This is a genomic window from Vibrio sp. WZ-1 (genome assembly GCF_052037695.1).
Classification (GTDB): Bacteria; Pseudomonadota; Gammaproteobacteria; order Enterobacterales; family Vibrionaceae; genus Vibrio.
On sequence record NZ_JBQEQR010000064.1, the window covers coordinates 61,644 to 86,116 of the forward strand.

Annotated in this window: 23 protein-coding genes and 1 riboswitch; of the genes, 5 read left to right on the plus strand and 18 right to left on the minus strand. The window is 44.6% G+C overall.

What is annotated here, in order from left to right:
* Positions 1-33: 33 nt before the first annotated feature.
* The 9 genes from ACTS60_RS07605 to ACTS60_RS07645 all read right to left on the minus strand — a co-directional run bounded on the left by ACTS60_RS07605 (position 34) and on the right by ACTS60_RS07645 (position 7,758).
* Positions 34-279, minus strand: a complete 246-nt coding sequence (locus tag ACTS60_RS07605; RefSeq protein ID WP_440887747.1) for a hypothetical protein — start codon at positions 277-279, stop codon at positions 34-36.
* A 154-nt stretch (positions 280-433) separates the two neighbouring features.
* A complete protein-coding gene (locus ACTS60_RS07610; protein ID WP_440887748.1) occupies positions 434-880 on the minus strand; it encodes a DUF3429 domain-containing protein in 447 nt (148 codons plus the stop codon).
* 11 nt (positions 881-891) lie between these two features.
* Positions 892-1,437, minus strand: coding sequence for a glutathione peroxidase (locus ACTS60_RS07615; RefSeq protein WP_440887749.1), 546 nt, complete (start codon positions 1,435-1,437; stop codon positions 892-894).
* 109 nt (positions 1,438-1,546) lie between these two features.
* The gene (gene ribB, locus ACTS60_RS07620; protein ID WP_440887750.1) at positions 1,547-2,203 is read right to left on the minus strand and encodes a 3,4-dihydroxy-2-butanone-4-phosphate synthase; all 657 of its coding nucleotides are present in this window, start codon (positions 2,201-2,203) and stop codon (positions 1,547-1,549) included.
* Positions 2,204-2,377: 174 nt separating this feature from the next.
* Positions 2,378-2,518: riboswitch (FMN riboswitch) on the minus strand.
* A gap of 120 nt (positions 2,519-2,638) precedes the next feature.
* Positions 2,639-3,256: a triacylglycerol lipase gene (locus tag ACTS60_RS07625; RefSeq protein ID WP_440887751.1), complete on the minus strand. Its 618-nt coding sequence runs from the start codon at positions 3,254-3,256 to the stop codon at positions 2,639-2,641.
* Positions 3,257-3,315: 59 nt separating this feature from the next.
* Positions 3,316-5,172, minus strand: a complete 1,857-nt coding sequence (locus ACTS60_RS07630; RefSeq protein WP_440887752.1) for an MFS transporter — start codon at positions 5,170-5,172, stop codon at positions 3,316-3,318.
* 317 nt (positions 5,173-5,489) lie between these two features.
* Entirely contained in the window at positions 5,490-6,227 is a 738-nt protein-coding gene (locus tag ACTS60_RS07635) for a helix-turn-helix domain-containing protein (RefSeq protein ID WP_440887753.1), read from the minus strand.
* A 1-nt stretch (position 6,228) separates the two neighbouring features.
* Positions 6,229-6,882, minus strand: a complete 654-nt coding sequence (locus ACTS60_RS07640; RefSeq protein WP_440887754.1) for an HD domain-containing protein — start codon at positions 6,880-6,882, stop codon at positions 6,229-6,231.
* Between the two features lie 105 nt (positions 6,883-6,987).
* Positions 6,988-7,758, minus strand: a complete 771-nt coding sequence (locus tag ACTS60_RS07645) for a hypothetical protein (protein ID WP_440887755.1) — start codon at positions 7,756-7,758, stop codon at positions 6,988-6,990.
* Positions 7,759-8,363: 605 nt separating this feature from the next.
* Here ACTS60_RS07645 and ACTS60_RS07650 point away from each other — a divergent pair.
* Entirely contained in the window at positions 8,364-8,546 is a 183-nt protein-coding gene (locus ACTS60_RS07650; protein WP_440887756.1) for a hypothetical protein, read from the plus strand.
* Positions 8,547-8,700: 154 nt separating this feature from the next.
* On the opposite strand, the gene ACTS60_RS07655 is transcribed toward ACTS60_RS07650, so the two are convergent.
* From ACTS60_RS07655 to ACTS60_RS07680, 6 genes are all read right to left on the minus strand, one after another.
* Entirely contained in the window at positions 8,701-9,978 is a 1,278-nt protein-coding gene (locus ACTS60_RS07655; protein ID WP_440887757.1) for a cytosine deaminase, read from the minus strand.
* Between the two features lie 9 nt (positions 9,979-9,987).
* Entirely contained in the window at positions 9,988-11,226 is a 1,239-nt protein-coding gene (gene codB, locus ACTS60_RS07660; protein WP_440887758.1) for a cytosine permease, read from the minus strand.
* Positions 11,227-12,034: 808 nt separating this feature from the next.
* Entirely contained in the window at positions 12,035-13,381 is a 1,347-nt protein-coding gene (locus ACTS60_RS07665) for a magnesium transporter (protein ID WP_440887759.1), read from the minus strand.
* A 74-nt stretch (positions 13,382-13,455) separates the two neighbouring features.
* Positions 13,456-14,778 carry an ABC1 kinase family protein gene (locus ACTS60_RS07670; RefSeq protein ID WP_440887760.1) on the minus strand — a complete coding sequence of 441 codons (1,323 nt, stop codon included), beginning with the start codon at positions 14,776-14,778 and terminating at the stop codon, positions 13,456-13,458.
* 102 nt (positions 14,779-14,880) lie between these two features.
* Complete coding sequence (locus ACTS60_RS07675; RefSeq protein WP_440887761.1) at positions 14,881-16,104, minus strand: HlyD family secretion protein; 1,224 nt, start codon at positions 16,102-16,104, stop codon at positions 14,881-14,883.
* Positions 16,104-16,430 (minus strand): MFS transporter, encoded by a 327-nt coding sequence (locus ACTS60_RS07680; protein ID WP_440887762.1) that lies wholly within the window; start codon positions 16,428-16,430, stop codon positions 16,104-16,106. The genes ACTS60_RS07675 and ACTS60_RS07680 overlap by 1 nt, the downstream gene beginning before the upstream one ends.
* A 107-nt stretch (positions 16,431-16,537) precedes the next feature.
* On the opposite strand from ACTS60_RS07680, the gene ACTS60_RS07685 reads away from it, so the two are divergent.
* The gene (locus ACTS60_RS07685) at positions 16,538-17,539 is read left to right on the plus strand and encodes an AraC family transcriptional regulator ligand-binding domain-containing protein (protein WP_440887763.1); all 1,002 of its coding nucleotides are present in this window, start codon (positions 16,538-16,540) and stop codon (positions 17,537-17,539) included.
* Between the two features lie 83 nt (positions 17,540-17,622).
* Here ACTS60_RS07685 and ACTS60_RS07690 read toward each other — a convergent pair whose 3' ends face one another.
* Positions 17,623-18,312: a hypothetical protein gene (locus tag ACTS60_RS07690; RefSeq protein ID WP_440887764.1), complete on the minus strand. Its 690-nt coding sequence runs from the start codon at positions 18,310-18,312 to the stop codon at positions 17,623-17,625.
* A gap of 12 nt (positions 18,313-18,324) precedes the next feature.
* A complete protein-coding gene (locus ACTS60_RS07695) occupies positions 18,325-19,857 on the minus strand; it encodes a hypothetical protein (protein ID WP_440887765.1) in 1,533 nt (510 codons plus the stop codon).
* 369 nt (positions 19,858-20,226) lie between these two features.
* Between ACTS60_RS07695 and ACTS60_RS07700 the strand changes: the two genes are divergently transcribed.
* Positions 20,227-20,919, plus strand: a complete 693-nt coding sequence (locus ACTS60_RS07700) for a response regulator transcription factor (protein ID WP_440887766.1) — start codon at positions 20,227-20,229, stop codon at positions 20,917-20,919.
* 4 nt (positions 20,920-20,923) lie between these two features.
* On the plus strand, positions 20,924-22,270 hold the full coding sequence (locus ACTS60_RS07705) for an ATP-binding protein (protein WP_440887767.1): 1,347 nt from the start codon (positions 20,924-20,926) through the stop codon (positions 22,268-22,270).
* Here the strand turns inward: ACTS60_RS07705 and ACTS60_RS07710 are convergent.
* The gene (locus ACTS60_RS07710; RefSeq protein WP_440887768.1) at positions 22,224-22,880 is read right to left on the minus strand and encodes a pyridoxamine 5'-phosphate oxidase family protein; all 657 of its coding nucleotides are present in this window, start codon (positions 22,878-22,880) and stop codon (positions 22,224-22,226) included. The genes ACTS60_RS07705 and ACTS60_RS07710 overlap by 47 nt on opposite strands.
* A 104-nt stretch (positions 22,881-22,984) precedes the next feature.
* Between ACTS60_RS07710 and pdxR the strand changes: the two genes are divergently transcribed.
* Complete coding sequence (gene pdxR, locus ACTS60_RS07715) at positions 22,985-24,427, plus strand: MocR-like pyridoxine biosynthesis transcription factor PdxR (RefSeq protein WP_440887769.1); 1,443 nt, start codon at positions 22,985-22,987, stop codon at positions 24,425-24,427.
* Positions 24,428-24,473 lie beyond the last annotated feature (46 nt).

Consider the following 24,473-nt stretch of genomic DNA (forward strand, 5'->3'; position numbering starts at 1 on the left):
ACAAAAAAGGCGACCTCAATGGTCGCCTTACTTTTAACGGACTGCACTCGCACAAACCGTTGTTGGAACGCTAGTCATAAATATGGCATGTGGATAGAACAAGCTTGCTGCCGTTACGACAGCACTACATGGTTGAGTAACCGTTGTTTTTACGACGTTTGTCAGTACTTTGCTCGTTACGCCTACGGTATTTACCGCGGCCTGCTGTGCTTGATAGGAAACACAACCAGAAGTCATATTGATGAGAGCTGCACCAAATAGAAACTTACGGAAAAACATATTCATTTCCTTTGTGAATGCTTTTAAAATACTTATATGTGCATCCGTTCATAATTAAAACGAAACGGTGTTCAAAATTACGTACGCTTCACGAAATGAGCTCTGTTTTATATAATGTGCTTGTTTTTGTGATCTGGTAGGTGGACAGACCAGCTTATACTATCAATACCAGCCCATGCATGAGCACAACCCCAGTTGTAAGCTTGCCTCTCATCATTTGATAACCCTTTGGCTCTGCTTCTTTTTCTACTTTTCGAATGAGTTTTTCTGCATACCAAACCGCGATGTAGCCAGCTGCTAGCAGTAGGGTTGCAATGACATAATGCTTGTTACCTTGCAGCAATGCTCCCCAAGCAAGCAGCACAAATAAATTACTGAGTACCAAGGCATTGCGGCTCAAGCGATGATAGAAATGGTCAATAGCATTGCCCCAGAGCACGCCAGAAAGAAAGCTCAAAATTACTGCACTGTAAGCAATAAAAAACTGCTCCCCAGATAAGTTGAATAGGGTCCTTTCTGTGAGGATGAGAACCAAGCTAAACAGAAATGGTAGCAGTCCTAAATACCCTAACTGCAGCATTGTCGTACGTGTGGTCGCCATGGCAGCCTTCCCTAAAGTTGTTGTTCAATTATGTTAATAAGCGTAGTACTTGTTGGGGACGTTGAGCTTGGAAAGGTCGCGACGACTTTGCCTTCTTTGTTGATTAAGAACTTATAGAAGTTCCATTTCGGTGTAACTCCCGCTTGGGTGCTAATTTCAGAAAATACAGGGTTTGCGTCTTCACCAAGGACAGAAGTTCGAGCCATCATCGGGAAGGAGACACCATAGTCGAGGTAGCAAATTTTTGCGGTTTTCTCTTCACTACCATGGTCTTGGCGAAAGTCATTACTTGGAAAACCTACAACAGCAAAGCTTTTGTCTTTGTAGGTTTGATGCAGTTGTTCTAACTGTTCGTATTGTGGAGTGAAACCACATTGGCTTGCGGTATTCACGACTAGCAGAGTTTTTCCTTTAAAGGCCTCACATAGATCTATTTCTTCCGTTGAATTGAGAAGCCTTTGCTTGCCTTGCAAGATGTCTGGGCAACTCGATGCAAAAGCGAGAGAGCTGGTGGAGAGTAGTGTCGCGATAAGTGCGCTGCGAGTGATTCCTTTCATGATGTTGATTCCTTTTGTTTTTACTAAGTATAACTACTAGAAAAGGAACCAAATCGATCAAAAAAGCCGCTGAGTTCAGCGGCTTTTGGCTAGAGCAAATGTGCGTTGATTACGCTAGCTTCAAGTCAAATTGATTACGGTAAGCAACCATATCTTCGATAGTGAGTACTGGCATGTTGTGTAAACGACCAAACGCGACGATCTCTGGTGTTTTTGCCATAGTGCCATCTGGATTTGTCACCTCGCATAACACGCCAGCAGGCTGTAGACCCGCCATTTGCATCAGATCGATAGTGCCTTCTGTGTGACCACGGCGCGTCATTACGCCACCTGGGCGAGCACGCAGTGGGAAGACGTGACCAGGACGAGCCAAGTCGTCTGGTTTTGCATTTGGGTTAGCAGCTGTTTTGATGGTCGTTACGCGGTCAGCGGCAGAGACGCCAGTCGTTACGCCTTGCTTAGCTTCAATAGAAACCGTGAAAGCGGTTTGGTTTGCGCTGTTGTTGTTCACAACCATTGGTGGCAGTTCCAGTTTGTCTGCTTGAGCATCGGTTAGGCACAAACAAACAATACCGCTGCATTCGCGGATCATTAGCGCCATTTGCTTGTTAGTCAGGTGCTCTACGGAATAAATGATGTCGCCTTCGTTTTCACGATCTTCATCGTCAAGAAGAAGTACGCCACGGCCTTCTTTAAGTGCGATAAGTGCGTTTTCAACGCGAGTAATTGGGTCGCCAAATTCGGCAAGTAGTGATGACTGATTCATGGTTAACTCCTAAATATCACCAGAATCAGGGCGGTATGAGAGATCGTTGCGTTTAATTGCGCAATGAGTTATCTGCCTGAGAATGGCATAAACCCGCGCAGTAGAAAACGCGATCTAAAAAGAAGCGCATCAGAGTCGATCAACAAAAAACGTTGAGGGAACACGCTGATGTATTCTTATTCTCTTTCATCCGGACTATAACCGTCGGCTCTGGCATCTCACCAGATCTGCTGACCTCGACGAATCGAGCGCTCGCGGGCTCACTCAAAAGAGTATACCGCCGGTGGGGAATTTCGCCCCGCCCTGAGAACATTGAATCCAACCTATAAGGTCAGAAGTAAAACTCCAACGCTCAATGGAGCTGTCGGAGTAGAGATAGTACTGTGAACGACTTGGCTTGAAAAGTAGATTGCAACTACTTGATGGAAAAGTGCGCTATCGGCTAAAACGATCAGTTTTAATGAAGTGGTCAATCTGCGCTGGTACATAGGTGTTGTAGATAAGGCTAGTATGAGTTTGTTTGGTCTCAATATGATCTTGCATGCCTTCCAAACGCGTTTCATCAACAGTAACCGTACCGTCAGACATCGTATTGTCTTTGTGCATCAAGATAGGTCTCGCGCCAATTGCCATCGTGCCGGCAATGCTGCCGAGTTTTTGTGGGAAAGTCCAAATATCATCATGCTTATTCAAACCATGATATGGCGAGTTACCAAGTATTGCACCCAAGCCAAGATCTTGAATGCGAGTAACAATGGACGCCCCTTTGAGCGGAGAGCCAATTGCCACCACGTGAGAGACAAGATTGGTAGATGGCCTTCTGTTTGCGAGGTAACGTTTAATCATTAAACCGCCCAAGCTGTGGCCAACCAATACATTAGTTGTATCCGGGCTCAGTCCGTTATCTATCGAATCAAACAGGGTTTCTTCATTTATAGAGACTGTGTTGTAGCTCAGCACTTGGGTTTCATAACCCAGTTTTCGCAACTTTTGGCTAAGAGGCTGCATGACCAGCCCATGCATATAAAGACCATGTAAGATGATGACTTTCATAATACCTCCTAGATTTATGATGTTGTTTTTATCCTACTAAATTCGGCACTGAACTACTGTCAGCGAATTAGCAATTCTTGCACTTCTTTTTGTAACAAATGGCGATCTAGTGTTGATGGTTGCAATAATTCGCCAATATGGACTTCGATGCGAGACCAGAAGCGACTAGGGCGTTTCGTTAATGCATGTCCGTCTTTATGACTAAAGAAAGAGCCCCATAAGCCTTTTAACGCCATCGGAATCACAGGTACAGGGGTACGCTTCAAAATCTTCTCGACCCCAGGTCTGAATTCACCCAGCTCACCATTTGAGGTCAAACGACCCTCCGGGAAGATACAAACCACTTCATCATTATTAAGCGCTTGTTCAATCTGCTCGAAAGCCTTTTTGTAAGTCTCCGAACATTTGCGTGGTGAACAGATTGGGATAACGCCAGCATGACGAAACACGTATTTAAGAACAGGCAACTCACTGATTGATTTATCCATGACGAATCGTACTGGACGGGTTGATGTGCCCATTAAAATCAGAGCGTCTACATAGCTTACATGGTTTGCCACAATCAGCGCTGCACCTTCGTCAGGAATATGCTGGCGACCTTTTACGGAAACTCGGTACAGGCAGTGGCTTAGCAAGTAACTAATAAAGCGCTGGGTAAACTCCGGAACTTGGCGATAAACGTAGACAGCCACCATAAAGTTACCTACCGCCAAAATGGCAAACAATTCAACGATAGAGAAATCCAAAACACTTAAAACCAGTATCGAAACAGCGGCAGAAGCGACCATAAACAGTGCGTTCATGATGTTGTTTGCCGCAATAGATTGAGCGCATTCGCCTTCTTCTGAGCGTGATTGGATAAATGCATAAAGGGGAACAATAAACACACCTCCGCTCACACCAACCAAGAACAAGTCGATCATTACTCGAATATGTGAAGACTGAGCAATAAAGCTTTGTACATCGTAATACTGACTTGGGAAAGATTCGATAGCAGGCACAGCCCAGAGTAGGTCAGCACTAAAAATCGTTAAGCCCAAGATACCAAATGGAAGAATACCCAGCTCAACTTGGTTAAATGATAACTTCTCACATAACCATGAACCCGTTGCCACACCAACAGAAAACAAAGCCAGCAATAGAGACACTACGGTGCTGTCGGCAAATAAATGTTCACGAGCAAAGTTAGGGAATTGAGTTAGGTAGGTCGCGCCCATAAACCAGAACCAACTGATGGCTAAAATCGACATCCAAATACCGCGTTGTTTTTGCGCCAGTTTAAGGGTTTTCTTTAAACCACTGATAGGCTCGAATTTAACTTTGCTACTTTTCTTACTTGGTAGAGAAGGAATGTTTGCGCTGCTTAGAAAACCAAGAAGAGATAATACAATCACAATACATGACGCGATAAACGTGCCGCTCGGTACAGCTAGCAACAGACCTGCGCTCAATGTACCAATAAGGATAGAAAGGAACGTGCCCATCTCAACCCAAGCGTTGCCTTTTACCAGTTCTTCAGATTTTAGTGCTTGAGGAAGTAGAGCGTATTTCACAGGGCCGAAGTAAGCTGATTGAGTTCCAGTCATGAAGAGTAGAGCGAGCATTAGAATAGCACTCTGCGTCATGATAGCCGTCGCTGCGCAACTCATGATCACTAATTCAATAAGTTTTAACCGGCGGATCAATTTTGCTTTGTCCATGTTGTCGGCAATCGCACCTGCGTGGGCAGAAAACAGAAAGAATGGAAGGATAAATAAGCCAGCCGCAAGGTTAACGAAAAGGTCTACCGACATTGGTAGTGCGTCAATTTGGCTGTAAGTCACCATCAGCAAAAGAACGTTTTTGTAGATGTTATCGTTCAGTGCGCCCAAACACTGTGTAACGAAATAAGGGAAGAATCGTTTAGTTAGAAACATGCTGGCTCCATAAGTGCAAAATTGCGTTGAGATGGGAACACTTTAAAGGTTGAGTTTTAGGAAACCAGCATGACGGGAAGAGTTACGCTATGAGAAACCAAAAGTAACACTTGATGCTACTTTTAGTTTCATAAAATGGTGAAGGTGCGCGGTTTAGTGCTTTTAGGTGTTACGAGAATAAAATTAGTGTCGAAACCAAACACTGAGCATTCTCAGGGTGACAAACAGAATAAAGCTAGACAGCCCACACAAGTAGGGGCTGAATGGGTCTTACTAAGATGGAGAGAGCTTTGAGTTTATCGAGCATCGGGTGTTCTCTATTTGCGTTCCCAAGGATTAAATAGTGGGAATGTCCAACGACGCATCGCAATCACCAAAGAAGTGCCGTGTTTCTCGTGCATGTCCAATGAATCGTCGCTTTGGCAGGTTTGGTAAAACTCATCAATGACCTTTTGTAGCTTCTGCTGCATTTTCTTATTGGTTGGCAAACTCATCAAACCCGTAGCCATTACCAGTTTTTCATCCTCAGCAGAAAAATAGCTTTGAAAGAAAGCATCTTGTACTTGTTGTTGGAAGAAGCGCTGGATAGGACCGCCAGTGTGCCAACGAAAAGTTGGAGAGATACGCAGACGAATCCTGTTGCCAGGTAGTAGGTCAATGATATTGAGGCGGTCGAGTTGGGCGAGTTTTTGAATCAGTTCCAATTCATCAAAGGTGTATTGTTCGGTGATTTGCTCGAAGCGATAGCCATTGACTACGCATACCGCAACTAGCAATAACCCTTTATCATCGACCAGTTGCTTTTCTTGCTCTAATGTCAGCGATTCCAAGCCTTTGTTGTGTGCAGCTGCCAGTTTAAACAGCTCAGCCATCTCTAGACCTATTAGCTGACAGATACGTTCTAAGCGGTCGAGGCTGATTTGACTGCCTTCGGCCAATAATCGCTTCACCGAGCCCTCACTTAACTCCAAATGTTGCGCAATATCGACATAGTGCAAGCCAGATAGCTTGAGCTGGCGTTTGAGTTCTTTAATCAGGTCGTGACTTTCTGACATGTTAACCTTCCACCTCTTGGCGTAGCTGTTCTAGGTAAGACTGCATAAATGCTTTACGCTTCAAACCCTCTTTATAAGCGGATTTGGTGTTCATCGTTTCGACAATTTTAAACAATTTGGTTTGGAAGTGATCGATGGTAAACCGTTTATCTTCTAGTTCTCGACGCTCTGCAAACATGTCCTGTTCGTTATATAAGGCAGCGTCAAATAGGGTGCTGACCTGAATGCAACGGGTTACCCCAATTGCCCCCAGTGCGTCTAAGCGATCAGCATCTTGGACGACCTGCGCTTCCAATGTGTTGGGTGTAATGTTGGCACTAAAGCTGTGAGATTCTATCGCGTGAGCAATGGCATCATGATATTGAGCGGGGTAGTCGATACTTTCGAGAAACGAAATGGCTTTGGTCGCTGCTATGGTCGAACTTTGCTTGCGATTTGGGTGATCTTTTGGGTAGGTAAAGCAATCATGCAGATATGCCGCTGGCAATACGATGGCTAAGTTTGCACCTTCTTGCTCTGCGAGTTGTCGAGCGGCTTTGACTACGCGGCGGACGTGACTGAGATCATGGGCAGCATCGGTTTGCATCTCTTGCTGCATAAACTCTAAGAATTGAGGCTCAAAGTGGCTTAGTTCTGATTTGTTGAGTTGAAGCATAAATAATGGCTAATAAATAAAGGCTTAGACAGAGTATGCCTAAGCCTTTATTAAATTACCAAATGAGACGTTGTTATTGCGATGTTCCGATCGAAGTGTTGCCGTTTATTGAGTACGAGTGAAACGGAATGTCTGTACTCTTTGTTCTGCACCGTCGATGTAGGCGTAACTATCAATTGTCCAGACGTTTGGTCCTGCGAAACCGAGTTCTACTCGCACGTCACCGGTAGGAATACCTTGGTAAATAACGTCATTAATATTCATTGGGTAGAAGTTGTAGCGATTGCTTTGAGCTTGCGGCTCTCTAGCAAATCCAACGGATACATTTTTAGCTTGATTGGTTAGCGTTAGTTGGTAGCCAGCTTGTGAGTCAAAACTAAAAGCTGCGTTTAAGTCTACACCTTGTGAGTTGGTCACTTTAACATTCGCTTCTGTTGTTTTTGCTAGAGAGCCGTGTGCTTGCAAACCTTCTAAACCTTTAAAATCGCGGTTGTGGTTTTGGATATTTACGCTCCAATCACCAACAAAGTTGTCGATCTCTTGCCATTGTTGAGGTGCATTGGTTGCCGCTGTGCTCTGACCGCTATTGATGCCACCAATCGCGTCGTTCCGGCTGTCGTGGCGGATGTTCTCACGGTTGTTCTGAATATCAGCACTTGCACCTGCTACTCCTCCAGTTACGCCACCGGCAATTGCTCCTTTTAGTGCTAAATCAGCATCACCAGTTAGTGCTCCCATGGTCAGGCCTAAAAGTGCACCGCCAGCTGCGCCCTGTTTTGTTAATGCATTTGGATCGTCTTCTCCCGGAGTCACGCATCCTGCAAGTAGGGGAAGAGATAGAGCCGCGACCAAAGTAGTTTTGTTGAAAATGTTCATGTGTTTGCTCCGAGATGTTTGGTTCGAAGCTATTATTGAACACTGTTTGATTGCGCGTCTACTTATCTCGCTGATAACCTCTGGTTATTAGGGTCTGTTGATCTTTTGAGCTGATTTTTGCAGAACTTTGTGGGAAATTTCTACAAGGCAGAGGCTTTGAAGTGTAGCTAGCCTACATGAGAAGCCGATAACGAAGTAGAAATGAACCACAAAGGCTGCCCGAAGGGTTCGGCTAGGCGCCCCCGGCTAGAATCGTTTTATGCTTTGTTAAGAAGCATTTACTTAGAATGACTAAGCTACATACTTCTTGCCGCGCCTAAAACGATTCTATCTCGAACAAAATTTAACCGCGAAAGGTCAACAGACCCTAATAAATAATGCGAGTCGAATTTTCTTATTGAGGCTTTTGGTCTTATATCAAATGGCCTCTTAGTCTTTGGAGTCACTGCCTTTTAAAACGGTCGTTACAATGCATCTTAACTAGGTTGGTATTGTCCCATTTTTGAAAATGTATACCTTTATATTTTATGATCTACATCAAACTTTGTATCGGCATGCGGAGATAGGATGCGGCCGAACAAAAATTATAAAATTGGGGCCTGAAAGTGCAGGATCTTTATGAACTAGAGCGTAAGTTGGTGGAATACGGCGCAGATATGAAAGGCTTAAAGGTTGTGCCCGCAATCATTGATGAAGATGGCAAGGTTGTTTATATAGGAAATACGCCCTCGTTGCTAAGGAACGTCATTAGTTGCCGTAGACAGCTAACGCAACGCATGAAGAAATAAATCCAATCGTAGTAAATAAAGGTTCATTTTAGCTCGTGATAACGCTCAACAACTGCGTATTTTCTAAGTTATATTTGAGCACTTACTTGTTGCGATTGGTATAAAAAAGGGTCTGATTTAAGTCAGACCCTTTTTTGTATTTTAAGCAAAGTGATTAGCGCTTGTAAGTCACTTGCTCTCTTTCATCAAGCTGAATATGTGTGATTGCTGGTTGTGTTTCAGCAATCACTTTACCGTGACGAACAGAGTAGCGAACAGGTACTTGGCGACGCACTGCATCAAAACCATTTTCCGCAGGAAGGATAAGTAAGCTACCTGGTTTACCTGCTTCAATGCCGTGTTTGTCTTGAATATTCAGCGTGCGCGCTGAATTTGTGCTGATCAGATCAAGTGAGTTGTTGATTTGGTCGTAACCCATCACCTGACACACATGTAGACCCATATGCAGTACTTGCAGCATGTTTGCTGTGCCGAGCGGGTACCAAGGGTCGAAGACGTCATCGTGGCCAAAACATACGTTGATGTTGGCATTCAGCATTTCTTTAACACGAGTCACACCACGACGTTTCGGGTAATCATCAAAGCGGCCTTGAAGGTGGATGTTCACTAAAGGGTTTGCAACAAAGTTGATGCCAGACATACGCAGCAAACGGAATAGGCGCGAAGCGTAAGCACCATTGTATGAGCCCATCGCCGTTGTATGGCTTGCTGTTACCTTGTGACCCATGTTGAATTTGTGCGCCAGTGCTGCAAGCGTTTCAACAAAGCGTGACTGCTCATCATCGATCTCATCACAGTGCACGTCGATCAAACGGTCGTATTTTTGTGCCAATTCGAAAACGTAGTGCAGAGACTCAATGCCATACTCACGAGTAAACTCAAAGTGAGGAATCGCGCCAATAACGTCTGCCCCCAACTGAACCGCTTCTTCCAGCAGTTCTTTACCGTTCGGGTAAGACAGAATGCCTTCTTGTGGAAACGCAACGATTTGAATGTCGATCCACTCTTTCATTTCTTCACGAACTTCTGCCATTGCTTTTAGGGCAATTAGAGTAGGGTCAGAAACGTCAACGTGGGTACGAACGTGTTGCACGCCGTTTGCAATTTGCCATTTCAGAGTTTGCTTAGCGCGCGATTTGACGTCTTCAATCGACAACGTCTCTTTGCGTTCCGCCCAACGCTCGATACCTTCGAAAAGCGTACCGGAGATGTTCCAGCTTGGCTCACCGGCGGTTTGCGTGGTGTCTAGGTGAATGTGCGGCTCACAGAAAGGCGCGACAGCCATGCCGCCCTCCGCATCAAGAACGTCACCGGTGTAATTTAGTTCTACATTATTGTCTTCAATACGCTTGAATTGACCATCCTCAATCAAAATTTGCTGGAGACCTTCCTGTCCCTTTAGCGTTGCGTTCTTGATCAATAGTGTTGTCATGATGGTTCCTTACGCTGGCTGCTGTGCCAGTGTCTTTTTATTAAGAATAGGATTTAGAATCAGGTAGCTGATTGTGCCGCCTAGTACCGCGTTCACAGGTACCACACCCGGAAGGAAGTGACCAGCTGCAACACCAATCGCTACGGCGATAATGCCAGCCCAGTTAACCGTTTGGAACTCAGCTGCTGCGAAATTTTTGTAACGTTTACGGTTTATGAAGAAATCCGCGATGATCACGCCGCCAATTGGTGGAATTGCAAGTGATAGGAAAGTTAGCCAGCCCACAAAGTTATTGTACAGCCATAGTGCGCACAATGTACCGACTAAACCGTTCGCCATTGAGATGTATTTGCTTGGCAAGCCTGTGATGTTTGAGAAACCTAGGCCTGACGCGTAAAGCGCGTTGTCGTTGGTCGTCCAGATGTTCAAGCCAAGCACAATGATAGCTGGAATAAGTAGGCCTTGTGCAATCATTACCTCTGAAATGTCTGATTGGCCTGTAACCGCTGCACCGGCTGCGCCAAAGATGAACATCAGTGAGTTACCGATAAAGAATGCCACCATAGTCACCATCACCGCGCCTTTTGGCTTTTTACCAAATCGAACGAAGTCAGCGGTCAGGGTACCTGCACTCACAAATGAACCCACTACCATTGCCAATGCAACTGAAAAGTCTAGTGGTTCTGCTGGTTGTACTTTTTGAAGTTCTGCTACGCCACCAATGCTATTTACTGCTTCCACTACCGAGTAGCCACCGAGTAGGGCAATCGCTGGTACTGCAATCGCTGATAGCACCATCAAAGCAGAGATGCCGAAGTAAACCGTTGCAGTCATTAGCAGGCCAGAGATGATGATAAGCGTATTTGTATCAATGCCTGTTGCTTTGTTCACTGGAATCGCAAACATCGCCACGCCAACACCAAACCAACCAACTTGTGTGCCGCCGAGAAGAGCGGAAGGAAGCCAAGAGCCTTTAGAGCCAAAAGAGAAACGAGCAAGGAGGTGAGTAGAGAGACCAGTAGAAGCGCCGATGTAACCGAGGAAGGAAGTGTAAATACCGAGGATTAGGTTACCAACGAGAACAGCGAGGAAGAAATCGTCAAAAGAAAGTCCAGTACCGAGCGAACCGCCCGTCCACATACTTGCGGAGAAAAATGTGAGTCCCAACATAACCATGGTTAATGAAGCAACGCCCTTTCTGGCACTGTTAGGAACTGGTCCTAGACTGTAGTTATTGTCTGCAGCCATTTTTACCTCCGCAAAAAATTAAATCGAATTTTAGAGCCCAACTTTTGGGTAAACGGCGCGTATTATCGTGATGTAAATCTCATAGTCAATGAGTTTTTTGTTACTTAAGCGTTTACCATGAACTTTGTATCCATATATTCCTTTTAAAACATTTGCTTATATTTTTTTGAAGAAGCAAAAATCTTTAGAGGTTGGTCGGATATTGTGCGTGTAATGTGTAATGAAATCGGTGTCATGAGTTGTATTGTAATATTTCATCATATTTCTGTTGTTTGTTTATAAAATGATGAAATGATTAATTTGCATGATGATTAGCAAACGTTTTCCTTTGGCCGGCGGGAATGGTTGTTCGTAATTTGAACTCAAATACAATTGTTTGCTCTATTTTTTGTAGTCTTTGTGTGCTTTTTTGTGTGAGGTGTTTATTTATTATGGATAACTTTTGGTTTTTATACGTGTAATCGATTGTAAAAATGAAAAAGTTGTTTTAAGAGAATGGAAAGGTAAATAGGGGAAGTTGGAAAGGGCTAGATAAAAAAAGAGCCAACCGCAAATGCTGCGATTGGCTTATATACTTGTGAACAAAAATCGAGTTCACTAACAACGTCAGTTGGCTAGGTGACCCTCGGCTTAAGAAGGGTCACTTTAGATAATGCAGCATGCGTGCCAACTTTTAAATGACTTAAAAACCCCAGTTTCTGTGAGTTTAGTTGCCTAATGTGAATTGTTCTTTGCAAATTGCATTTGCGTATTGCAACTTTTGTCTAATATGCTACTGATTGTTTTGTTATAATAACCAATTAATCACTTAAAGCATCACTAAACTTGCTGTGCCTAAGAAGGCAAAAAAGCCAACAACATCCGTCACCGTGGTCAGAATAACTGAGCCAGCCAATGCAGGGTCGAGCTTTAATTTATCTAGTACGATGGGTATTAGTACCCCAAATAGGGCAGCCGTAATGATGTTAACAATAATGGCTAATGCAATCGTGCCTCCCAGTACCGTAGACTGGAACCATAAGCCAGCTAAACCACCGATGATGAGCGCCCAAAGTAAACCGTTGAGTGAGCCGATACCCAATTCATTTTTCAATAATGCCAAACGGTTACCTGGTGTGATCTGATTCAACGCCATGGCACGAACCATCAAGGTCAAGGTTTGGCTGCCAGCGATACCACCCATTGAGGCAACAATCGGCATTAGAACCGCAAGGGCAACCACCTGCGAAATCACATGTTCAAATAGCCCAATTGTCACGGACGCTAAAATGGCGGTGAGCAGGTTGATCCCTAACCAGACGCCGCGTTTTTGTGAACTTTTTAGAACAGGGGCGAACAAGTCATCGCCTTCGTCCATACCGGTACCCGCCATCAAACGGGCTTCGTAGATTTCACGCTGTGTACTTAATGCAAATTGCCAATCCACTTCACCGATTAAGGTTTGGTCTGCATCAGTCACGGGTAGCGCTGGAAGTGCACTGTGCTCAAGAGCTTCTACCGCTTCTGGAAGCTCCATTTTGCTATCTAGCACTGTGACGGTTTCAAGAGCTAAGGTGCTTAGGCGTACATCTGGGTCACTACGCAATATTTCATAATAGTTTACCGCGCCACGAAACTGTTTCTTGCGGTTGATAAGATACACTTGTTGAGGTGTATCGTAGCTGTAGCGCTCCATTAAGCGCCTTGCTTTGCCTACGGTAATATTGAAAGGTAGCGTGATGATCTTACGCTCAGCCCAACGACCGAGTTGTTCGTCTTCGTATTCATTCGCTTGGTCATAAAGTTCAAGCTCATCTTTTTCAATTAGCTCTAGTGCTTCATTGATGAACTCTTCTGGCAGAGAGTCTGCCCATTCGATCAAGGATAAGTTATCTAGCTTGGCTAATGTGAGCTTTAGCTCGATTTCCGAAAGTGCTTGGATGATGGAAAGGCGTACATCTGCACGCATTTCAGTTAGCACATCAATATGCAATTCAAGAGGCAATGCGCGCCACAAGCGTACACGTTCATCGATAGGGAAGGCTTCAAGGATCAGCGCAACCGCACCGGGCTCGAGACCACATTCGATAGAATCATTCAAAGCGGTGACTTGATCCGCTTCGTCTGCTTGGACAATTTGTTCGATTAGAGTGGAGAGGTCTTGAAACTTACTCACCGAGCACCCCGACAGTCAGATTATTCTTATAGGCAGCTGATCAAGGTACTCGAAAATCGCAGAAAAACAATAGCCTATTCGTCAACAATCTGTAGGTAAGGGGTGACCAATTGGCGAATGTTCACTTTTGCACCAATGCGAGCTGCCAGTAAGTACATCCCGCCAATTTTTCGGTGCAGGAATAGGGCATCAGCTGGTGGCGTGTGCCAGTAGTCTTGCTCCATACTTAAGATGGTGCCAGCTTCTCGAAGTTTCTGCGCTAAGCCACTGGCCTTGAAGTCATAAGGTTCATCAATCAGCATTGGCTCACATGCCATTTTTACCAAATCAAGGATCGCTTGTCGTTGAGTGGGCATGATACTTGTGCTGAAGAAGCCAATTTGTTCCAGTGCATCGTTCAAGCCTTGCTCGTCGTCGTTGATAACCGAAGCAAAAGCTTGGCGATAACCAGTACTGAATCGTTCGCTGTACTCGCGTGTCGCGCCGAAATCCAGTAAGCCGATTTGACGGGTGTTCTCGATATACAAATAGTTGGCAAAGTTGGGATCGGTTTGCACCATTTTGAATTCGAACAACTCTCGGAACAACAATTCGAGCAGACTGTGCGTGACGAAATCACGCGTACTTTGATCATAATGTTCGATTTGCTCAATCGGACTGCCATCAATGAATTCCATCGCGAGAACGGAGTCTGAGCAGCTTTCAGTATGGATCTTTGGTACAACAAAGTTAGGGAGATCTTTCAAAGCGTCATGATAGCGAATAGCAAATTGCGCTTCGCGCGCGTAATCAGCTTCGTCATGCAGTTGTTTCTTTGCTTCTTCTAACAACCCTTTGTAGTCGACAGATTCGGGAATCAATCCAACCACCTTGAGCAGTGTACCGACATTGTCGACGTCACTATCGATACTCTTCCGGATGCCTGGATACTGCACTTTGACCGCTAAGTTGTCGCCCGCATCACTATAAGCTTGGTGTACCTGTCCGATCGACGCGCTGGCAATAGGTTTAAAGTTAAATGAGAGAAATTCGGCTTTCCAATTGGTACCTAGCGAACTTTCCATCACACCGTTGAGCTGTTTGGCTGGCATTGGATCAGCGTTAGAGCGAAGCCGGGAAAGAATGTTTGCCAGTTCAGGCTCCAGTACATCGCCAGCATCCATCGAGAGCATTTGTCCGAGCTTCATCGCTGCGCCGCGTAGGTGTGCGAGTTGGTCTGTTAGACGGGTAATGTTCTGTGGTGTTAGCAGAAGATCCTTCGCTTTAGGTTTGTTACCTTTGGCGATTTGCTTAGTGCCTTCTGCAATCACACTACCCGCGACTCGGGTAGCGAGAGACGCAAATTTGCTCAATCTTGAGATACGATGGGTAGGTAGGCTTCTTTCCTTTGCCGACATGAACTTTCTTCCTGAAATAACTAACTCTTTGTTATACGGGAAAAGTGCGTGCTTGGATACAAATGAAAAGAAAACCGCCAGCGTAACTGGCGGTTTATGAGTTTAGATAGAGTAGAAGAAGTACAACTGAGACTTCATTCGGATGATAATGCCACGAATCACATCCAAGAAAGCTAGGAAGCCAATTGGTTTCTCGCCGCTGACCCATGCTAAGCCAACCGAACCGACAGGGATATCGTAGCCTTCTGGCTCATCAATTTTTAGACGAACAAAGTGGTGTTTGTTCTGTAAGTTCTTGCCTGTTGTGACACGCACAGAATCATCCAACCCCAGTAGATTACCTTGTGATTCACCTGTTGCTTCCACAATGCCTTCTACCGTTGCAGAGAAGATCTTGCCCGGGTAGACCGAAGAGGCGAACTCAGCTGGCTGACCAGGTTTAACGTTTCGAATTGCTTGATGGTTAACTCGCATCAGAACGTACTTCTCATTGGTGTACATATTGATACGTGGCATCATCGAAACACGCTGGCCTTCACGCAAGATGAAGTTGGTCACAAAGCCATCTGTAGGTGCGTGAACCCTGGTACTGTTCAAATCCCATTGTGCCTTAGCAATTTGTTCTTCTGCTTGGCGTAAGTCAGCTTGTTTGGTCTCAACCGCGAGCTCTGCTTTATGAATCGCCAGTTTTGCTCGTGAGATATCGACTTGCTTCTTTTTAATTTGAGATTCAAGAGTCAACACGTTGTGACGTGCCATATCAACCGCACTTGATTGTTTATCGATATCACTTTCCGTAATGGTGTTCTTTACCACTCGGTTTTGCTCAACATAACGATCCAACATCTTTTTCTGCAATTTGAAGTCGACTTTAGCCGCTTCCAATTGGCTCTTTGATGTTTCTAAATCTTGTAGCAATGCTTGATGATTTGCTTCTTCAATCTCGATATCACCTTGTGCTGTTGCCAGTGCTACTCGAGCTGAATCTGCCGACACATTTGCTTGATTCAATGCGATCTCATATTGCGTTGGGTCGAGTTCGTAAATGAGCTGACCTTTTTCAATTTGTTGATTCGGCTTGATATAAATATGGTCAACTTTGCCTTTCACATTGGTTGAATCCGGACGCAACTGGATGTGTGGTGACTGCACCACTGAGCCACCAGATAGATCCATCGGCGTGAAGTTGATGAGGCCTACCCAGACGAACATTAACCAACCCAAGCCGCCTAGGTAAGCGAACGATTTGGTTGCTTTATTCCAAGGCATGCCGACTAAACGGAGCAGATAGATGAAGAGTGCCCATACCGCTAAACCTTCTAACATTATGCCTCCTCTTGCGACTGTGTTTCTGTTTGCGGTTTACTTTTCCATGTATCACGCAGATTGATGATGGCTTTTTCCATATCAACGAATGCAAAGATTACCGCTAGCACCCATACCCAGTGCCAGACAAACCCTATCCAGGTGAGGGCAGTGATAAGCCCTATCTGATGGTGGTCTTTGCTGTGTGCCTTATTGATTGGCAGTTCATGGATTTTCCAAAAGCCGTAACACGCACCAGCAACGGTTGCGATTAAAACGACGGCAGCAACAACATGCAAAGCTGTGTCTGCGCCTGTTCCGACAAATGGGACACTCAGTAAACTCATTAAACACTCCTCTATCAAACTGTTGGCGTATTGTGTTCTGGAATTGAAAATGGTGAAGCTTTGTGACAAATTCAATCACTAGAGGATTAATTTTGATGTGATTGGTTATGAAAACAGTTCGATTTATTCGTGCGATGGGCATTTTAAATATGCATAACCTCGCGTTATCTAAGTACAATTTGACATCTGATGACCTAGGCATTCCCGCTTCGGTGTTTCATAACCCGATGACTTTGATCCCCCTTACCGCGGTTTCTGAGTGGTATCGACGTATCGAGCAGTTGAGCGGAGACCCTGACGTCATTTTGAAGGTGAGTAAAGGAATTGACTTGCAGAAGCTTGGACCCGTTGGGCGATGGTTGTTTTCTGGTAACGACCTAGCCAGTACAATTCGGCGTGTGAATTATGGCGTGAGTAACCTTCAGTCTGGGGCTTTCTTTGCTGGGGCACAGTCAGGGAATATCATTAAATGGACTTATCACAACCCTTTCATTGATACGACAATTAAAGTTCATGACAGCATTCGAAGTGCGGTGTTCATGATAAAGATATTGCGCGAATTCTTGGGGAAAGATTACCGACCACTTCGTGTGATGATTTCTGGTTCACGCAAAACTCACGATTTGTACCGAGAGTACTTCGGATGTGAAGTGGAATGGAGCCAGCCGAAAACGGAAGTTTGGATTCATAGTGATGACCGTTTAGCTTCTCGTCAAGTCAGTCATCGTGAGGAGAACCGTTTAGCGATGAATTTCTCGGATTTAGACGATCTATTGAACATGCCTGATCCTGAGGATGAACTCAAAGTGATTTATGAAGTCGTCAACTACAGCAGCCACTATGGATTACCCACATTAGAGAGAGTCTCTGCGCTGCTAGGTTTATCAGAGCAGCAATTTCAACGTCGTCTACACAGGTTAGGCCTAAATTATTCTACAGTCTCTGGGTATGTATTGAGCAATATTGCAGCCGGGTTATTAAGTTCAAGAGTGGGCGTTGAAGATATTGCGGCACGGTTGGGGTACACCAATGTGGCGAGCTTTAATCGCATGTTCAAAAAACATCGTGGCCTAACACCTAAACAATATGTGGCGCGACTACAAAAGTAGTCTTTGTACTCAAGTTAACAAAGAGTTGAATAACACAAAGCCCTCAAAATGAGGGCTTTATCGTATTGGCGGCAAGATTGACCTTATTCTTGTGGGCGCCAGCTAAGTGCACTAGCAATGGCACCAATCGCTACCACGTCCGTTTGTTTGTCATCAAGTTCCGGCAACATTTGTACTGCAATTGTTCCGTTGGTTTGTACCGCGGCGATTTCTTGCGTGCCTTGCTTGAAGCTATAACCCAATGGGATATCGATCGCCATCATAGAATCTGGGCTAGTGTGAATCGTCTCTACGTTGAAGTGTGTATTACCCAAACGAACGATACCGGTTTCTTTTTTCTCTAAGCTGATGTCAATCAAGGCTGATTTTGCTTCCATGGCAAACTCGCCAACTTTTACGCCATCTTGAGTGATTTGACAGGTGTAAGGATCGTTGCCACCAAAATCGACACCCATGTAGTTGACAGACATTCCACCACCGGTACAGTTCAACAACCAAGTCTCGCCATTATCAACTCGTGTAACTTCAGCGCCCATTGCACCTTCTTTGAAAGAGACGCGATTAAACCAGCTAGAGTTTGATGCGCTGCGTGAGTACTTACCTTTGTATTTTCCTGCAAAGTCAAAGTGACCGTCTGCACCAAATCCCCAAAAATCACCATCCGTTTTAACTAGCATTTCTGGTTGTGCTTTCACCGCATCGGTGCGATCCATGACGGCAAGACCACCACATCCGACAAGAAAAAGGGGAGCAAGTAGAGTTAGTTTCTTCATGTTTTTTGTCATCTATAGTTTGGTTACATCTAGCGTTTGGTCAGTAAATTTAATGGTGTGGATGTCGTATAGCTCATCAGTACCTGTGGCAGGGCACTCAACAGACACACTTTTCGCCTTAATTACGATACATTCCGCCAGTTTTTGTGGAACGATGTAAGTGTTGACGCCACCTTCTCCGTAAATAGTGTTGTTGTTGCTATTACCTTCAAACGTGTTGTCTTGGTTATTCCCGACAATGTTTATCGCTTGATCTCCGACGATCTTCACTTTTGTTAGCCATTGAGATTTGTAGGTGTAGGCCTCTATCGGACCGTTTTTGTTCGGAGCCATACGAAAAGTAGGAACCGAGTTAGGAGAAGTATGTTCTGTGTAAAGTTTTACGCCGTCAGAATCGATGTGTGCTGTGTACTGTAAGTATTCGTGGAACAGTCCGTTAATCCAATCAAGTGCTTGCGGATCTTGCGTCTGCATTTGTTCTCGCGTTAACGCTTGATAGCCATCTAGGCCATGTCCGTTTGCTTTTGCGACACCCATGTAGGCTTCAAAAGCGGCGGCAAAATATTCGTGAGAGTATGACGGACCAGTTTGCTTAACGAGCTCCGAGTCAACGTCGTCAGATCCCCAATCTTCCCAGTCACTTTGAGTCGGGTGCCAAACTGTTGGTTTACCTGTTTGGATATCGTTATAAATGCTCAAAGCATGTGCTTGAATGGCATTTTGCAGCGACGAAGTCGGCGCGTTAGGTGCAATACCTTGCGCTTGGACCAGATGTAGAATTTCTTCAAAAGCGGCGTCTCGGTCGGCATGCTCACCCAGATTGGCGCAGTAATCGGCAAAGTTGCTCATGTAATGGCAGTCACCTTCAACCGTCAATTCACGGTACATCAGAGATTGACTGTTCATCAGCCATTTAGGTGTCTCCTTGCTGCTCATTAGCGTAGATGCAATAGATTCGACAAGAGTATCCATGTCGTCCTCATTGAGTATCATCATGTGTGCAACAAAGTTGTCTAAAGAGCTGGTATCAAAAGATTGTGATAGGCCTGAATCCGTTACTGCGTCGTCCAGTTTGTTTTGACGGATCAGTTCACTGACGAAGATTTTAGTCAGCATTTCATTATTCTGATCATCATCTTTGGTTAGCATCAACGTCGCGTTACGCTCTGCTAGTGTCTTAGCGATGCCAGATTTGTCGACGCCGTGTTTTGAGCCTGGTTGATTAGTAAGTAAATGTTGAATGATTTTTGCTGCACGAAAGATTTTCTCATTACCTTTGCCGTCATCCATCGCAATAATGTGAAAAGTATCGCCATTGCCTGATTGCGAAAGAGAGAGCTTTAAATAATGAGTGAACCCGGCGTCAGACGCTACTTTTAGCTCTGGTGGAAACTCAGACGATACAATGGATGGAATGGTTACCGTGTTTAATGCTGGCTCTGTCGGAGATGTAGTCGTTGTTACTGTACTTGAATCGTTGCCACCGCACGCGGTCAAGCTTACCGCGCAGAACAAGGCTAAAGGGGTTAGTGGAGCAAATTTCATCTTTCTATATTCATTGGCTGAGGAGTTGCCAAGAAATGTATGAGGAATGAGAATTTCTGTCTACATACGCAAATAAAGTCATAACTGTTAGAAATGTTTTGTTGTAAGGTTTTTGATTCGATTAGAATGAAATTCTGTCAGTCTAATATTTTGTGTTTTATTGATTTTGAAACTTATGATGCTGTGATTTATTTTAATTATAGTTGCTTATTCTTGGCTTGAGTTATCTAAGATTGGGTTGCTTTTATAAATGTACGTTTTGTAAGTGTTTGTAAGCTATTTTTGTAGGAAAAAGTGTAATGGGAGTGGGTTGCACCCTACAAATCGCACGATATACTCCCTCTGTTTTATAGATGGAGTGAATAAATCATGGCTGGCAATAAAATTTTGCTTGTAGAGGATGACTATGAGATCGCTCGACTGACTAAGATGTACCTGGAAGCTGAAGGCTACCTTGTTACAGTTGTGGATGATGGTCTAAGCGCTTTAGACAGCATTAAGGCACTCAAACCTGATTTAGTGTTACTCGATCTGATGTTGCCCGGTAAAGATGGGGCGATGATTTGCCAAGAAGCTCGAGATTTCTATCACGGTGTTATCATTGTTCTGACTGCGACAGATGACGAAATGAGTGAGGTGAGCTTACTTAAATTTGGAGCGGATGACTACTTAACCAAACCCATCAAAGGTAATGTTTTACTCGCTCGCATTGAAGCTGTTTTACGTCGTTATCGCCGGCAAGTAGATATGGTTGAAGAAGTGGAGTTAAGCCGTTATGGAATCGATTTGTGTACCCGCCGCTCTAAGGCATTTTACTTAGAAAAAGATATTGATCTAACCGACTCTGAACTTGAAATTCTCGAATTGTTAATGATTAATGTAGATAAACCAGTTTCGCGTGAATCTTGTTGTCGATTAGCAAGGGGAATTGAGTATTGCATTACTGATCGTTCGATAGATATGCGTATCTCATCATTAAGAAAAAAGTTTTCCAAAGCGCACATTCATACCGCCACTATTAAAACGGTTCGAAACCGTGGCTATATGCTAACGGGCAAGTAAGCGTATGTTTTCTACTTTCACTCGTCTTTATATCACTATTATCACAGGTTTAACTGTGACCGTGTCACTTTTTATTTTCTTGGGTGACGAATATATGCGTAAGACGGAAGTAGAGATATTTCTTAACGATGGTGCGTATTTTGCCAATCAGTATGTTGCTCAGAAAGGTACTGAAAACTCTCTCTATAAAGAACTTACTCAAACTGGTCAGCAAGACTTCTATATATTCAAACTAGCACTACTGGACAACTGGGATGAAACCCCACCTTGTGATGATTGCAAGCAGATATACCGATTGCAGTCCATTCCTGTTTACCTTATTGACGACAGTTTATACGGGGCGGTGTTCCCTCTACCTAATAGTACTCAAAGCTTATTGTTTAAAGAGAAGAGAGATTTCTTTCGGCCAGATATTGATTGGCATGAAGACTCAGAGCTTATTTTTGTTTTGAGCCTTGTTATCGTCGTTTTCTTTAGTCTAGGGGTGATGATTTACATACCCGTAAGAACGATTGAAGGCCAAATAATACGGTTATCGAAAGCACACACAGAGTTTGGTTCAGGAGAGTTGCAGTGCCGAGTTGATCTTAAAGCCTATTCAGACTCTTTGGGCAGTTTGGCGCTAGGCTTTAATGATATGGCGGAAGACATTGAGAGCAGAGTCAAGCAGAGTCACATACTGACACAAGCGATTCCCCATGAAGTGCGCACTCCATTAAGTCGGATTCAGCTCGCAACCGATATTGCTCGATTGAGTAAACCAGAGCAACAAGAGCAGTTGTTCAATGATATAGAGCGTTACGTTGAATCAATCAATGAGCTTACACAAGACATAGTAAAGCTATCTCGATTGAGTTCGCAACAAAGGGAGGAGCATCCTACGACCTCACTTAGTCTGCTTCACTGGACTCGTGAACGACTGGCTTATCATGGTTTAAATCAAGTGGTGATTGAAAGCTGTGTTGAATGCAATAGCGAGCAAGTACGTTTTCAGCAGACCTTGGGTAACTTAGTTCTTGATAATTTGATTCAAAATGCCGCCCGATATGGCAAAAAGGACGTTTATCTAGCGATTCACCGCGTTAAAGACCATTGGGTGATCGATATCGAAGACGACGGTCCCGGCATCCCGATTGAAAAGCATTCCGAAGTGTTTTTGCCTTTCTCCCGACTAGATAAAAGCCGGAATGCGGATAAAAAAGGGTTCGGATTGGGCCTCGCTATCGCGACGAGTGCGGCGAGGCAGTTGGAGTGGGAACTGTCGGTTGGAGAAAGCCACCTAGGCGGAGCCCGTTTTACAGTGCTTATTCCTGCCAACGATCAGGATAAGCGCAGCTATAGTCAGGCGTAGCAAGACCTTCATATAAACCATCACACGCCTCAAGTGGGCCGACAATCGTTCGAAAAGGTAATACACCTGCCCAAACGGGGAGATCCATGTCTTGCTCATCATCATTGACTCCAAAATGGCTGATTTTCACTGATGCTTCAGTGAGTGGAATACGTAACAACATGGTCGCTTTGAGTTCTTTTTCATTGCTCAAGCGTATATTTTGCGTTCTTCCTGGCGCGATTTGCTCGATAAAGTGATTCAGCAGTTTGTCTTTCTGTTGGTTATCTTCCACCACTTCAAACTGCCCGAAGACCACGGCACTGCGATAATGTGCGCTATGATGAAACGCACTTCGAGCCAGGACCCAACCATCAAACAAAGTAAAGGTTAGACATGTTTGCACTCCTTGTTTAAGTGAGCGCAATAATCGACTGTTGTTGGCTCCATGGATGTACACGTAATCATCTACGCGCCATGCCAGCATGGGGATGACCACAGGGCCAGACTCGTTTGTTATCGCAATATGAGCGATCAGGCTTTCATCTATGATGGCGTGCAGTTTATCGACATCTGAGACTGCTTTGTGTGCGCCTTTTTTAATCTCAGTTCGATTGGTGTTGGATAACATTTTCTCTCCTTAAGCTCTCACGATAATGAGCGCTTGCTTCTCTATCTCTGATTGCAATGTATCGATTAACTGGTAGCTTAAAGAGAGCCAGTTTTAACTTATGTATGGATCCAGTTTTGTCTTTAATTGTTATTGGTGATTTGAACTTAAATGAGCATGATGGCACTCGCCAGCAAGCTCTATTCTTTGCTATTCGAGAAAAAATCGTGAAAGGATTGTGGATAGAGGGCGGAAAGTTGCCCTCAACACGCAAGCTTGCGCAGGAACTCGATATCAGTCGGAACACCGTGATTGCAGCGTATGAACAGTTGGTCGCTGAAGGGTACTTGAGCAGTCAAAAAGGTTCCGGCTTTTATGTGGCGGTGGAGTTGCCAGAGCAGTATTTACCAGAACCCGCATCACCTGAAGAAGGGGTGGATCCTAAGGCTGGCTTCGATATAAACCGAGCGTTTGCTCCAGGTGTTCCTGATTTAGATGTGTTTCCAATGGCGCAGTGGCAGAAACTGATTGCGCGCCACTCATCCCGCACCTGTTTACTCGGTAATCAAGATATTCAAGGCAGTTGGAGATTGCGTTGCGCTTTATCTAGCTACCTCGCTTCCAGCCGCTCAGTCAACTGTTCGCCAGAGCGGATCATCATTACATCTGGAGCGCAGCAAGCGTTGGCTATTGCCACTATGAGCGTACTAAAACAAGGCGATACGGTGCTGATGGAACAACCGGGATATGCACAAATGCGTAAATTGATCCATTTCCAGCAATATCATTTTGAGCCACTGTACGTGCAAGAGAAGGTAGGCTTTGATGTGGAAATGGTGACATCGAGTCAAGTGGATGCTTTGTATATCACGCCAAGTAACCAATACCCAATGGGAACGACGCTCAACATAGAACAACGAAGTAAGATCATTAACTGGGCCGTACAGAGAGCGCATTGGATAATCGAAGACGACTATGACAGTGAATTCCAGTTTGCGCATCGGCCATACACTAGTTTGCAGGGGTTAGCGGCTCAAATGGGTAGAGATGATCGCGTCTTATATGTTGGCTCGTTTAGTAAAGTCATGTTCAACGGCTTGCGCCTAGGTTATCTCGTCGTTCCTGAATCTTTAGTCGATGATTGTCTTGTGGTTAAAGATGCGTTAAGCGGTGATTCTCCTACACATACGCAAGAAGCGTTGGCCGATTTCATCACGGAAGGAGGGTTACTTCGTCATATTCGCAAGATGCGTCGACTATACAAAAGTAAACATGAACGGATATGCTCGGCGATTGAAAAGTATTTTGGCAATAAAGTGAGTGTTATCAGTCAAGCGGCGGGTCTCCACATTACGTTGAAGTGGCGATATGGCATTGATGAACATCAATGGACACAGCGTGCTGAAGCGAAAGGTATTGTGCTGCGTCCGTTGAGTTATTACGAACATCCCAAATTTAAAACCCGTGATTGGAATGGGGTGGTTTTAGGCTACGGCAATGTTGCGCTAGAGAATATTGATACTTTGATGCAGCAGTTGGCGTTGATGTTTGAGTTGAAGGACTTATGAAAGTAAAAGCCTCGATGGATCAGCTTGATCATCAACCCCCGCACTC